The organism is Bacteroides sp. DH3716P (assembly GCF_025914115.1).
GTDB lineage: Bacteria > Bacteroidota > Bacteroidia > Bacteroidales > Bacteroidaceae > Bacteroides > Bacteroides ovatus.
Genome location: NZ_CP083673.1, coordinates 3,140,469 through 3,152,414, shown reverse-complemented (window position 1 = coordinate 3,152,414; position 11,946 = coordinate 3,140,469). Strand labels below are relative to the sequence as shown.

The 11,946-nt window shown below is 43.3% G+C and carries 14 protein-coding genes; 4 read left to right on the top strand and 10 right to left on the bottom strand.

The annotated features are described in order from the left end of the window. Positions 1–42: 42 nt before the first annotated feature. A complete protein-coding gene (locus KQP79_RS11605; RefSeq protein WP_230315341.1) occupies positions 43–540 on the top strand; it encodes a DUF3408 domain-containing protein in 498 nt (165 codons plus the stop codon). A gap of 307 nt (positions 541–847) precedes the next feature. Here KQP79_RS11605 and KQP79_RS11600 read toward each other — a convergent pair whose 3' ends face one another. Genes KQP79_RS11600 through KQP79_RS11585 form a run of 4 tightly spaced genes read right to left on the bottom strand, consistent with a single transcriptional unit; the run spans position 848 to position 3,038 of the window. Further along, positions 848–2,125 carry a PcfJ domain-containing protein gene (locus KQP79_RS11600; RefSeq protein WP_234120675.1) on the bottom strand — a complete coding sequence of 426 codons (1,278 nt, stop codon included), beginning with the start codon at positions 2,123–2,125 and terminating at the stop codon, positions 848–850. Continuing rightward, positions 2,122–2,547 (bottom strand): PcfK-like family protein, encoded by a 426-nt coding sequence (locus tag KQP79_RS11595; RefSeq protein ID WP_234120673.1) that lies wholly within the window; start codon positions 2,545–2,547, stop codon positions 2,122–2,124. The genes KQP79_RS11600 and KQP79_RS11595 overlap by 4 nt, the downstream gene beginning before the upstream one ends. Before the next feature lie 23 nt (positions 2,548–2,570). Beyond that, entirely contained in the window at positions 2,571–2,810 is a 240-nt protein-coding gene (locus KQP79_RS11590; RefSeq protein ID WP_089544682.1) for a DUF6926 domain-containing protein, read from the bottom strand. A 12-nt stretch (positions 2,811–2,822) separates the two neighbouring features. Continuing rightward, positions 2,823–3,038 (bottom strand): hypothetical protein, encoded by a 216-nt coding sequence (locus KQP79_RS11585; RefSeq protein ID WP_005823733.1) that lies wholly within the window; start codon positions 3,036–3,038, stop codon positions 2,823–2,825. A gap of 21 nt (positions 3,039–3,059) precedes the next feature. Between KQP79_RS11585 and KQP79_RS11580 the strand changes: the two genes are divergently transcribed. Both KQP79_RS11580 and KQP79_RS11575 read left to right on the top strand, forming a co-directional pair. Continuing rightward, positions 3,060–3,593 (top strand): hypothetical protein, encoded by a 534-nt coding sequence (locus KQP79_RS11580; RefSeq protein ID WP_234120671.1) that lies wholly within the window; start codon positions 3,060–3,062, stop codon positions 3,591–3,593. 397 nt (positions 3,594–3,990) lie between these two features. Continuing rightward, on the top strand, positions 3,991–4,146 hold the full coding sequence (locus KQP79_RS11575; RefSeq protein WP_234120669.1) for a hypothetical protein: 156 nt from the start codon (positions 3,991–3,993) through the stop codon (positions 4,144–4,146). A 378-nt stretch (positions 4,147–4,524) separates the two neighbouring features. Here the strand turns inward: KQP79_RS11575 and KQP79_RS11570 are convergent, their stop codons facing one another. Then, positions 4,525–5,997, bottom strand: coding sequence for a S41 family peptidase (locus KQP79_RS11570; protein ID WP_004308603.1), 1,473 nt, complete (start codon positions 5,995–5,997; stop codon positions 4,525–4,527). Between the two features lie 180 nt (positions 5,998–6,177). On the opposite strand from KQP79_RS11570, the gene mnmA reads away from it, so the two are divergent. Further along, positions 6,178–7,245 (top strand): tRNA 2-thiouridine(34) synthase MnmA, encoded by a 1,068-nt coding sequence (gene mnmA / locus KQP79_RS11565; RefSeq protein ID WP_004305927.1) that lies wholly within the window; start codon positions 6,178–6,180, stop codon positions 7,243–7,245. Between the two features lie 40 nt (positions 7,246–7,285). Here mnmA and KQP79_RS11560 read toward each other — a convergent pair whose 3' ends face one another. The 5 genes from KQP79_RS11560 to KQP79_RS11540 form a co-directional block, all read right to left on the bottom strand. After that, positions 7,286–7,945 (bottom strand): response regulator transcription factor, encoded by a 660-nt coding sequence (locus tag KQP79_RS11560; RefSeq protein ID WP_061448515.1) that lies wholly within the window; start codon positions 7,943–7,945, stop codon positions 7,286–7,288. Between the two features lie 88 nt (positions 7,946–8,033). Next, positions 8,034–8,624 carry a DUF4251 domain-containing protein gene (locus KQP79_RS11555; protein WP_004305931.1) on the bottom strand — a complete coding sequence of 197 codons (591 nt, stop codon included), beginning with the start codon at positions 8,622–8,624 and terminating at the stop codon, positions 8,034–8,036. A 67-nt stretch (positions 8,625–8,691) separates the two neighbouring features. Continuing rightward, the gene (gene nhaC / locus KQP79_RS11550) at positions 8,692–10,119 is read right to left on the bottom strand and encodes a Na+/H+ antiporter NhaC (RefSeq protein WP_008021690.1); all 1,428 of its coding nucleotides are present in this window, start codon (positions 10,117–10,119) and stop codon (positions 8,692–8,694) included. Between the two features lie 154 nt (positions 10,120–10,273). Next, on the bottom strand, positions 10,274–10,708 hold the full coding sequence (locus tag KQP79_RS11545; RefSeq protein ID WP_008018526.1) for a hypothetical protein: 435 nt from the start codon (positions 10,706–10,708) through the stop codon (positions 10,274–10,276). 45 nt (positions 10,709–10,753) lie between these two features. Then, the gene (locus KQP79_RS11540; protein ID WP_061448516.1) at positions 10,754–11,929 is read right to left on the bottom strand and encodes an MFS transporter; all 1,176 of its coding nucleotides are present in this window, start codon (positions 11,927–11,929) and stop codon (positions 10,754–10,756) included. Positions 11,930–11,946 lie beyond the last annotated feature (17 nt).

Here is an 11,946-nt window from a genome sequence, read left to right as displayed (position 1 = left end):
TTTCAATAGCAGAGATTTTGTATAACAATTAAAAAAATAATTATGGCAGACAAAACAAAAAACTGTGGTAAAGGACAACTCACTTCGACAGATGCCAAGGAGTTGTATGAGGCTTTCATGAGAAATTATGAAGAGACAATGGAGGAAGCTGGAAAACAGATTGACGCTTGTCTTGAAGAGACATTTCAAGACCGTACATCGTCAACTATTTCCGACAAGGAGGAGTGTTTTGATGAAGATGCAGCATATGAGAATTATGATGTGGGTGAATTTGAGCCAATCGACAGAATGGAGAAAGAGCGTGCTGAGCAGTATGTCGGTAAGTTCATGGCAAATGCAGGTTTTACCGCAAGATATGGCAGACATGTTGGCATCAGCGAGGACATTCATGAGCGTGTGACTAAATTTGTCAGTATCGTAGGCAAGGGAAAGATTTCCATTGCAAGTTATGTGGATAACATCATCAACGAACACTTCAATGCCTATGCAGCCGAAATCAAGGCTGCATTCGATGAAGGTCTCAAGTCGTATCGCCTCTGACAATAAATTAAGAGTACGCCAATGAAAAAGAAAGACTACGGCTAAAATCTCAGCTTGCCACTGAATCCATAGGACGGCATCATGCCGCATTAGTAAGCAAAAGTGTCAATCGCCAGATGGGACTATCTCCCAAGGAACAGAAAAAACGATTTATGAATAAAGGACAGTCCTTTTGATTTGGGCTGTCCTTTGTTATTCTGCAAGCATCGCAGATAAGGAAAAAACGGTTCTTTGCCACTTTCTTTCCGCTCCTCGGCTCATGAAGAAAGTGGCGGAACGAATTTTCATCGCTCCGCCGATATGGATTTCATGTCGTTGCAACCATTCGTTGCTCTATAAGTCTTGCATTGCTGTTCACCAAGTTGATGATGTCGGCATGGTACTCGGTGTCCTTGTTCTGTAGTCCGTGGCATTGTACGACTTTCATCTGTTCGAGAGAAAACTCCACTGTTTCAACCCTTTGTTCGGCTATTCTTGCTGAGAAGATGATGCAGTCGGGATTGAGTGAGTAGTTTGTACCGCTGCCTACGCAATGGTGCATCGCCTTACCCTCAAGAACGTGCTCCCTGACGCTTTCAAGCATTCTCACCACGATATTGCCGTCCGTGAACATCAAACCGAAGAAACGGCTCTTCATTTCCTTGAATTTGTCCTCGTTCTTCAATGCCTTGCGTATCTCCTCCTCGGTGCGCTCCTTTTCTTTCTTGGCTCTGATTTTCTCGGATATTCTGTCGTGCTCGGCTTCAAGGTTGTCGGGACAAATGTAATGTGGACTTCTGATGTCTTTGCCCATTTCTACCAACATACAGATGTAGTCCGCCCATTTGCCGATGTCTGTAATAAGGTAATGGTTGCGGTTGGCTATCTTGTAGGCATTCCAACAAGTTTCCAAGTGCCGTGGATGGTCTATGAAGTGGCGGACGTGTCCGTAACGACATTGTTTCATCATCGTTTCGATGCGGTGGTCTGTCAGCATCGCCTTGAACAATGTAAGCGGTTCGATGCCGTGAAACGCTCCGTCAAAGCCGTTGCGCCATATCTGAGGAATGACTTTCATATCGGGGCAGACCGGAAATGAAGCAATATGCTGATAGGTGGTGTTGTCCCTGCGCAGTTCAATGTCGGAGTCGTAGCAGAACGTGTCCATATAGATACCCATTGTGCGCTTGCGTGCCATAACCTCCACCTTGCCTTTCTCGTTCATCCAATAGCGTGCCACCTCCCAACAATAAATGTTTGCCTTTTGTCCCTTGCGGTAGTATGCTTTCATCTGATATGCTCGCATAAGTTGCAGTCCCTTACGCTCAGTGAGTACGCTGAAATAGGTAGAAGACATTGCCTTCTGTCGCTTGGTGCGCTGCACTTCCAACTTTGCCTTACACTTCGGGCAGACACATTTGTCCGCATCCTCTTCCGTAGTCCAAGTGTGTCCGCAGTCCATGCAGGTGGTCTGTCCGTGCTTCAACTGAAAGACATAGTGGTCAAGACACTCACGGAATGCCCATTGCATTTGCGCTCCCTTGATAGGTCGTAACCCCTTGTTTGAGGTTACGACTTGCTTCTGATATTTCGTTCTTGGTTTCATAACGTGTCGAATAATGATGGTTGGTGTACTTCTGTTTCCGTTCTCTGTGAGGTGCGCTTGGCGGTATCTCTGTTACGCATCTTGTTCATCTGCTCTTGCTGATATTGGCGGATGGCTTCCTTTCTTGCATGTGCCTTCTCCTCCTCTGTGAGTTCGATGTGGTGGTTGACAGACACTTGGCAGTTCAATGGTTTTCCTACCTCGATGTCCTTCTCCTCGTAGTAGTGGATGGCTTGCCCATATATCTCGTCATCGCAAAAGCCGTTGCAACCGCTCTTCTGTACCCAATTAAGGATATAGGTGACGCAATCGTCTATGTTCTTGTCGGGGTTGTCATACTTGGCTGCAAAGAGTTCGTCCTCCATAGCACGCTCCTCCAAATAGGCTTGTATGGTTCTCTTGAAATATTCTGTAGTGTTCATATCTGATGTTGTTAAAGGGGTTGTTACTCGTGATAGATGATGTCGCAGTCCTCAACTTCTGTAGGCAGTCCGAAGAACGGATAATGGCTGAAGTAAGGTTCTGTGCACATGTCCTCGTTGTATCTTGGACTTACTATCTCAATATTGTTCTTGCGTATGGCTTCGTCCACCATACGGATTTCCTCGTCTGTCAGTCCGCTTGCATCGCCATTGATGATGTAGCAGAGTGCCCATGTAGGTATCGCTTCAATGCTTCTGTTCATATCGCTTGTACTTTAAAGTGTTAATAACCAAATGAATGTTCCAATCAGTACCACCATAGAAAGAATGGAAATGATGATGCCGAAGATGAACTTCACAATTCCCAATATGACTTCACCGACCATGCAGAGAGCCATATATCCCAACCAAGCCACCAAAGTGATGAGGGTTGAGCCGACTGCGGAGAGTAATCTCCACCAAGTCTGTGTTATGTTGATGTTTGTTGTCATATAGCCTTGAATTAAATTTATTTGCGGTTCCAGGAACTGAAGGGAAGTTCTCGTTTCTTCACCTTTTTGTCGCTCCCTTTTCCGACATTTTTTTTGCGTCTTCCTGTCGCATCGGTCGTTTCGTTTCAGGTGCCTTTCAAGGGCGGCGAGGCTGGAAATACAAGGTTTTTCGGAAAAATACTACCCAACGGTGTGGAGATTTTTTCGAAAACCGAAGGCTCGACCTTTTATTTCCAAAGCCCGCTGCCATACCTTTGCACCTGCACGATAACGGTTGATGCCAAAAGGAAAGACCTTGTGGAGGAAAGAAAATCAGAGCGGCAAATGAAAATAGAAACTTCACGGAAGTTTTGGGACTGCACGATTATCGCATACTCATTTCTGAGAAATGAATATAATTACTGTCTTGCAAATGTTTTTAGGAAAATGGAAATCGCATACAAGAATGGCACAGCCTTCAGAGAAATTCCGGTGAAAGAAGAGTATGGCTTATCCATGCTTCTTGCATCGGGTTTTCTCCAAGGCTGTGCAGCCAAGCATGAAAGTGGTCGTTGAGGTTTACATCAATGACTTCTTTTTTGCGGTGGAGTATGCAAACAAAATGGTACGGCAAATCAAGGAATGGTGTTTCTTTTGATCGGTTAGCCTGCAACCGACAAAAAGAAGCACTTTTCCTCATGCCGTACTACTGAGACATGAAAGGGTGGCGTACCACTGTTTCATGTCGTTTGGATTGTGCGATAAAAAATGGAACTGCGAGTTGTGGCTATAAAAGTCAGCCGTTGTCAGCACGGCAAACAAAGAAAAGTCCTTGGCAGTATAGTCTTGAAGTATTTCAAGGCATACCGCCAAGGATTTTTCTTGCCGTGCCATAGTCGGAGGAAGTTAGTCTGAGGTACGAGGACTGTCTTTCTGCGACGACGGCTGACTTTTATACAAAATACACGAAAGAATGAGAATATGCAAACGAAATAGACCATTCAAAAAACAGGAACCCTTGCCACATATGTTTGAATGGATTGAAATGGAAATAGCAAAGAATAGAGAAGAATATGGTTTAATAAAAACAGATTTACCCAAGCAAAAAATCGGGGATAAAAAATCTTAAAACATTCTTTATCCCCGATTAAATATCGTACCTTTGCAACCGAAAGAGTTCTTTGGATGGTTATGCAAATCACAGCAGGATGCTACATTCTGTTTATTTCTAATTCGTAACCTCTTCTTTTTATGAGATAAAAACTTATCTCATTCTCAATCACTTATAAAAAATACGTACTTTCTTAGATGTAAACCAACGCTTTGTTTAGTAGAATCAGACGGTCTGTTTTGAAAAGGTGGAATAATGGGATTCTTTTGTTAATGATGCGTAAATCTGCTATTGACAAGAAGTGTGGTGAAAAACGAAAAGAAGTGCTCCCCAAAAGTTATATAAGAAACTTTTGGGGAGCACTTCTTTTCATTCTATTTGGTTCTTGCTTTGCTTCTATTTAATCTTTAGACCGCCACCACCGACAAACCGCCTACTTGCGGGACTAATAACACTTTTCTCAATCTTGAATTGTGCTTTTGTAGTTGTATCTTCTTCTTTTTCCGGGGGATAAGTGCCTTCTATAACACCGATGGCTACTTTTAATAATCTTTCATTTGGGTCACCGAATGGCAGAAACTCACTGTAATTAGTAACTCCATCAATGGTCGTTTCACTGATTTTAAGATCTGTTGCAGGTGAGATAGCTCCTCCGGCATCGTGATTGGAATCATAAACAGTACATACTACCGGGTTGACTGACCACAGAAATTCTTCATTAATGAATTGTTCTGTTGCTACGTTTTGTCCTTTTGTGACACCACCGATGGTTACGACAGGATAGCTGTCTTTCAGGAAGAGACTTCTGATTAACATTTCCGGTGCTCCAGCTGTTGTACTGCTTGTGATAGCAAACAGACCGGGCAGGTCTAAATTAACACCGCTCTTTAATATTTCACTATCAAAGTTGATGGTGGCATCCTTGTCCCTGTTTTTATTATTATACTCCAGATAGGCCATCGGCTTATTTAATCGTACTTCTGAAGTCAAAATTGTACCTAATAACTGAACGCAGTCCAATGAACCACCGGCGTTATAACGTAAGTCAAGTATAACATATTTTACGCCTGCTGTCTTGAATTCTTGTGAAATTTGTCGCAGTTCGTTATTGTACTTGTCCGGATCACTGTTGGTGCCGGCTGTGAAACTACTGTACATGAGATACCCTACTTTGATTTTTTGGCCATTCTCTTCTGCTGGCAGTACTGTATACTTATGTACCGGATTATCTTCAACGGATCGTGCCGCAGGTAGTTTTAGGGTTTTGCCGTTAGGTACTACTTTGTACACATATTCTGTTTCTCCTTCTCCTCCTTCTTCCGTATCAACGTTTGTTTGATCTTCCTCTTCTGTCACAGGAACTTTTTTCCATTCACCCATCACCAAATCCCGGGCTTTGGTTCCCTGTAGCAATTGAGTCTCGTATTTCTTGCTGATGTAAGAAGTATCGACTTTCATAATCCAGTCACCGCGCACCAATCCGGCCGCTTCTGCCGGTGAACCGGGAATGACGTAAGTAATTAACGCATTATAAGCTGTATCAATATCCGCACTTCGAACTAGTGAATAATCAAATCCATAGGTAGGTAGGGGAGTTTCCATCACAGAATCTACAAACGAGTAACTGTCGCTTTTCGATTTCACTTTAGACAAGAACGAGGCAGGTTCCAAAAACAGATTCACATCATCGTAGGAAGGTAGATCTTGATACCACAGATAGTTCTGCTGCATGATGTCGTACATCCATGTATCCAGTGCGGTCTGATGGGCATACTCCGGCCAGCGGTCGACACCACAGGAGAAAAAGCCACTGATAAATACGATGCTCAGGGCAGGTATGAGGATTATCTTTCTTAATTTCGTCATCATAAAAAGCTTTTTACTGTGCAAATGTAGGAAATACTTTGCTTATCTACCACATTTATGGTATAAAAATGCCTTCAATATGTGATTGGCTGTTAGAGATTCTTGCCTTATCTTTGTAGCATAGAATTTTTTAATAGGTATTAGCTTACATATAGAACGTTATTAATAGACGAATCATTATTCATGGATATAGCTGCATTATTATCAGGAGGTGTCGACAGTTCGGTTGTTGTACATCTCCTTTGTGAGCAAGGATATAAGCCCACTCTTTTTTATATTAAGATAGGCATGGACGGAGCGGAATATATGGACTGTTCGGCAGAGGAAGATATTGAATTATCTACTGCTACGGCACGTAAGTACGGTCTGTCTTTGGAGGTAGTGGATTTGCATCAGGAGTATTGGGAGAATGTAGCGGCCTATGCCATTGATAAAATCCGGCAGGGACTGACGCCTAATCCGGATGTGATGTGTAATAAGCTTATCAAATTCGGTTGCTTTGAACAGCGTGTTGGGAAAGACTTCGACTTTACGGCAACCGGTCATTATGCCACCACCTTGCAACGCAACGGTAAAACTTGGTTGGGCACAGCGAAAGACCCTGTGAAAGACCAGACAGACTTTCTCGCACAGATTGATTACCTGCAAGTTTCCAAACTCATGTTTCCCATTGGAGGTTTGATGAAACAAGAAGTACGTGAGATTGCCAATAAAGCCGGATTGCCGAGTGCCAGAAGGAAAGATAGTCAGGGTATCTGTTTTCTCGGGAAGATAAACTACAATGATTTTGTCCGTCGCTTTTTAGGAGAAAAGGAAGGGGCGATTATTGAATTGGAAACCGGAAAGAAATTGGGTACACATCGCGGCTATTGGTTTCACACAATCGGCCAGCGCAAAGGGCTTGGATTGAGTGGTGGTCCCTGGTTCGTAGTCAAGAAGGATATTGAAGAAAATACAATTTATGTGTCCCGCGGTTACGGTGTGGAAACACAGTACGGCAATGAATTCCGGATGCATGATTTCCATTTCATTACTGATAATCCCTGGAAAGGGCAGGAGAAGGAGATAGACATCACTTTCAAGATTCGTCACACTCCCGACTTTACCAAAGGAAAACTGATACAGGAAGGAGAGAAGCAATTCCACATTTTGTCCTCTGAAAAGCTGCAAGGCATTGCTCCGGGGCAGTTTGGGGTGATTTATGATGAAGAGGCGAAAGTTTGTGTGGGAAGCGGAGAAATCATCTGTTAAATAGTTCCCTTAGAGGGGTAGAGGTTAGTGAATAGCGGTGTCAGATATAGTATTCGGCTAAATCCACAATCCCTGCCCTCATCGCATATTTAGTAGCCTCGTGCACATTATTCACCCCCAATTTGCGAAAGATATTCTTACGATGGCTGTTGATCGTATGGAAACTAAGATTTTTCTCTGCTGCAATCTCTTTCGTTGTTTTCCCTAATGCAATTTCTTTTAGGATATTCTTTTCTGTCTGCGTCAGCAAATGGTCGTCCATGCTTGACGCTGCCAGCGGAGAAGAAGTTCCCGAAAGCAACAGATTGCTGACATGATTGCAAATATACCGTTGTTTGCGGGTGGCACATTGAATGGCAGTCATGATTTCTTCTTTTGAATTATCTTTCATCACTATCCCGAAAGCCATACTGCTGAACAGTACCTGGCGGAGAAAGTTCAGGCTAAGTTCGTCAGAGAATAGAATCCAGTCGGCTTCCTTGAATCTTTCCTGCAAGACAATTAATTCATCCGCCCCGGCAAAATTGAACAGTGTATAATCCAATACAATCACCGCTTGCGGATGCAATCGTAGCTGCTGAATCAGTTCAGCCTTGTTATCAGCTTCTAAAAGGAGGGATACTTCCTTTTGTTTACTTAGCAGGAACATCATTCCTGCCTTACTGATATCCTGATTGTCTGCGATGATAACTTCTCTCATAAGCAATGATGAATAAAAAAACTCCGTTACAAATATACGCATTTTGCGTGATTTGTAGCGGAGTTATGATAAGATTCTTGTATCCGGATTACCAGGAACGTCCTTTGAAGATATTTGACTGGTCAAGCGGAACGATATTTCCGTTCAATGTCAGGTTATTGTTGCTGAAGTTCGGGCTGATGCTAACTGAAGCAGTATTGTTTCCGCTGCTCATATTGATAAATACTTGAGCGGAGATGCCGATACCCTGAACGCTGAATGAGCAGTTCACATTTCCTTTTTTGTCGATATTCATCTTCATATCCGAAGAATTACCATCTACTGTAACACCACCGATTCCGTTAGGACCTGGGTAAGGAGTGTTGAAAGCAGTCTGTACGGTAGCTCTGTTGCCGTTCATCAAGACGAAGTTGGTGTTTGAAGTAACAAAAGCACTCATACCGTTGCGGAAGACAACTTGATTAGCTTCCAATACAAATTGCTTGTTCTTCAAAGCCTGTACAGCTTGTTGATAGGCTGCCATGTCCTGTACCTCTTCTTCGGCACGGAGTTTTGCTCTTTCTGCATCTCTTTGAGCTTTTCTTTCTGCGCGGCGTGCTGCTGCGTTACTTTCTTGTGCATACATCATTGTGCTTGCACTTACTAATACTAATGCTACTAATGCAATAAACTTTTTCATAACTTTTTTTTGTTTAGGTTTAATACGTTGTTCGTTTATTGCAAAAACAAAGTGTATGCCAGATTGTTCACGAACGTCTTGCAATTTTATATCCGATGGCTGCCACAGTGATACTCATTAAGGGGCTGATAATGTTGAAAAAACAATAAGGTAGATACACAAGTGTGGGTACACTTAGGATAGTAGCTTGTGTCATTCCGCAACTATTCCACGGAATCAATACGGATGTAACGGTTACTGCATCTTCCGTCGTACGGCTTAGTAAGCAACTTTCATACCCTTTCTTGGCATAAATATCACGAAACATATTTCCCGTCAGAATGATACTGATGTATTGGTCGGCAGTTGTCAGATTAAGAAACAGGCCGGAGCAGACTGTCGCTCCAACCACGCTGACTGTTTTCTTCATGAAGCGGACGAAGATGGAAGTGATACTTCCCAGCATACCGCTTGCTGTCATTGCCCCGCCAAAACACATGGCACACAGAATCAGCCAAATCGTATTCATCATTCCCGCCATACCACGTGTGGCGATTAAATCTGTCAGAACGGCATTGTCTGTATGTAAATTTGTCGCTCCATAGACGGTCATCATCAGTCCTTTGAACAAAGAATCGAATCCGGAAACGGCAACTCCGGAAATCTCTTGCAACAACTCCGGCTGAAATATCAAAGCAAAGACACCAGCCAGCAGAGTGGATAGGAACAGCGTAACGATAGAGGGTACTTTCCGTGCTATCAGTATTCCGGTTACAACAGGGACTATTAACAACCACGGAGTAATATGAAACTTTTCGTTCAAAGCGGTTGCCACCTCCGCAATATGTTGTGTATTGCTGGCATCATGGGAAAGTCCTGCCACTGTGAAAATAATCAGTGTGATGATAAGAGACGGTACCGTGGTAATCATCATATAACGAATGTGACGGAACAGGGGAGTGTCTGTGATGGAAGACGCCAGGATAGTGGTTTCGGATAAAGGAGATATTTTATCCCCGAAGTATGCCCCCGAAATGATAGCTCCGGCAATCCATCCATCTTCAAAGCCTTGCGCCTTTCCGATACCCATCAATGCAATACCGATAGTGGCAATAGTGGTCCACGAACTTCCGGTCATTACAGAAATCAACGCGCAGATGATGCAGGTCGATGCCAGGAAGAAACTGGGATGGATAATTTGCATCCCGTAATAGATTAAAGTCGGCACTACTCCGCTAATCATCCAAATGCCACTCAACGCACCGATTATCAACAGAATGATGATGGCTGTTGCCACTCCAGCAATATTGTTGGTGATGGCGAGCTCGTAATCTTTCCAGGGAATCTTATAAAACACCATACCGATCAGGATACAAATGGCTGTAGTGGTAAGCAATGACACTTGACTTCCGCCGCTTAGGGCATCACTGCCAAAGGTACGGATAGTGGCAAACAATAATAACACCAGTACAACAATCGGTATCAACGATACGAGGGGAGAGGGAGCTTTTTTCATCTTGATTCTTATAACCTTTTATTTATTTTCCGGCTACTGCTTGTTGATAGCCGCGCAAAGATACAACAAAAAAGAATGAAATCTTTTGCTTCAAAACATCAGGTAATAAAAATTATTAGATGTTTATATTTGATTGGAATATATAGGAGACGGCTCAACTGGCAAAAGTCTTGCGCCTGATCCACCAGTAACGGATGAAAAGCACTCCTGTCAGGATGAGGGCGATGGATAATCCGGTATAGAAAACAGAAATGAACGTTTCGGGCAGGAGGTGGAAGCTACGGATGGTGATTCCCAGGGAAATCATGAATATCATTGTAATCCAGCTTTTCACATCGAAAAAGGAGAACGGACAATTCCGGCGTTCTTTCTTTTGCTCGATTCGCTGGGTATGTTTATAGTAGAGCCTTCTGAAAACCAATACGAAGAATAATAAGAAAACCACGGTGGCTTCTCCTATTTTGAACATCCAATCTTGGGAAGTGTTTAACCAGGTCACAATTCCTATTCGCAGAATATTGGCACCGGCTATAATCCAGACGGCACCGGCTGTGATAAGTAAGATTTGTCTGTTAACTCCGTATTTCATTGGCGTTTTATTGTAATAAACGGTTTGACCGTTCGTTTTGTTGACTCATTTCTTGTAGAAAATCGTAATTAATAAAGAAATCCCGGTTAAAACGACTCCGATACTGATAACTCCGTGCCAGCCATACAGTTGCCAAAAGCTGCCTGCCAGAAATGTTCCCATAGAACCACCGATAAAGTAAGTAGTCATGAAAACTGTATTAATACGGTTCGAAGCACGCGGATTCAGTTCGAAGATACTTGTCTGGTTACTTAGCTGAATACATTGCATTCCTATGTCAATGATGATGATACCGGCGATGATACCGACAAAGGTGTTTTCACCGACGAAGAACAACAACCATGCAAAGAGAATCAAACCGCAGCCGATAAAGTTGAAGCGGCGTACACCTACCCGTTTTACATATCTTCCTACAAAAGAAGCTGTCAAAGCCCCGGCCACTCCGCAAAGTCCCAGCATACCGATTACGTCGCTGTTGGCGAAGAACGGAGCTTGTCCCATTTTAAAAGCCAGACAGGACCACATGGCAAGGAGGGAACCGAAATTCAGTGCCGCCCGAATCGAATAAATGCGTAGTTGCGGATATTCTTTCACTAAGGCTAACAGAGATTTCATCAGGTCGCTATACTTTCCCTGGAAGTTGGTTTGAATATCGGGAAGGACTTTTAATACAACAATCGCGCAGATAAACATCATGCCTGCAGCAATGTGATACATTTCCCGCCAGCCAATCAGTTCACCGATAAATCCGCTGACGACACGTGAAGCCAGAATACCGGTCAATAGTCCTGATAAGACAATTCCTACGTTTCTGCCTTTATGTTCCGGACGGGAAAACTGGGCGGCTATGGGAATGAATATCTGTGGAATCATGGAACAGACTCCCGTGAGGAATGAAGCGATGAGTATCAGATGGAAGCTGTGTGTCAGGGCAATCGTCAAGAGGGAGAAGATCAGGACAGTGAAATTGACAAGGATGATTTTCTTTCGTTGATATAAGTCGCCTAAGGGGGTGATGAACAACAGTCCTGCTGCATAGCCTATTTGCGTGACCATGGCAATCAGGTTAGTTCTGAACTCTGATATGCCAAGTTCATGGCGTATCATATTTAATAGAGGTTGGATATAATAGATGTTGGCTACCGAGACACCTGCCACAATAGCAAGCGTCCAGAGGATGGATGCCGGTAGTCCTCCGTTTTCTTTTAATGACTGTTTCATGCGGCAAAGATAATAAA

What these genes read in the sequence shown, in the direction of transcription:
- KQP79_RS11595 (WP_234120673.1), bottom strand. Translation starts at nt 2,547, where the DNA reads ATGAACACTACAGAATATTTCAAGAGAACCATACAAGCCTATTTGGAG.
- KQP79_RS11560 (WP_061448515.1), bottom strand. Translation starts at nt 7,945, where the DNA reads ATGAGAGAAGTTATCATCGCAGACAATCAGGATATCAGTAAGGCAGGA.
- KQP79_RS11570 (WP_004308603.1), bottom strand. Translation starts at nt 5,997, where the DNA reads ATGATGACGAAATTAAGAAAGATAATCCTCATACCTGCCCTGAGCATC.
- KQP79_RS11540 (WP_061448516.1), bottom strand. Translation starts at nt 11,929, where the DNA reads ATGAAACAGTCATTAAAAGAAAACGGAGGACTACCGGCATCCATCCTC.
- mnmA (WP_004305927.1), top strand. Translation starts at nt 6,178, where the DNA reads ATGGATATAGCTGCATTATTATCAGGAGGTGTCGACAGTTCGGTTGTT.
- KQP79_RS11605 (WP_230315341.1), top strand. Translation starts at nt 43, where the DNA reads ATGGCAGACAAAACAAAAAACTGTGGTAAAGGACAACTCACTTCGACA.
- KQP79_RS11575 (WP_234120669.1), top strand. Translation starts at nt 3,991, where the DNA reads ATGAGAATATGCAAACGAAATAGACCATTCAAAAAACAGGAACCCTTG.
- KQP79_RS11600 (WP_234120675.1), bottom strand. Translation starts at nt 2,125, where the DNA reads ATGAAACCAAGAACGAAATATCAGAAGCAAGTCGTAACCTCAAACAAG.
- KQP79_RS11555 (WP_004305931.1), bottom strand. Translation starts at nt 8,624, where the DNA reads ATGAAAAAGTTTATTGCATTAGTAGCATTAGTATTAGTAAGTGCAAGC.
- KQP79_RS11590 (WP_089544682.1), bottom strand. Translation starts at nt 2,810, where the DNA reads ATGAACAGAAGCATTGAAGCGATACCTACATGGGCACTCTGCTACATC.
- KQP79_RS11585 (WP_005823733.1), bottom strand. Translation starts at nt 3,038, where the DNA reads ATGACAACAAACATCAACATAACACAGACTTGGTGGAGATTACTCTCC.
- KQP79_RS11545 (WP_008018526.1), bottom strand. Translation starts at nt 10,708, where the DNA reads ATGAAATACGGAGTTAACAGACAAATCTTACTTATCACAGCCGGTGCC.
- nhaC (WP_008021690.1), bottom strand. Translation starts at nt 10,119, where the DNA reads ATGAAAAAAGCTCCCTCTCCCCTCGTATCGTTGATACCGATTGTTGTA.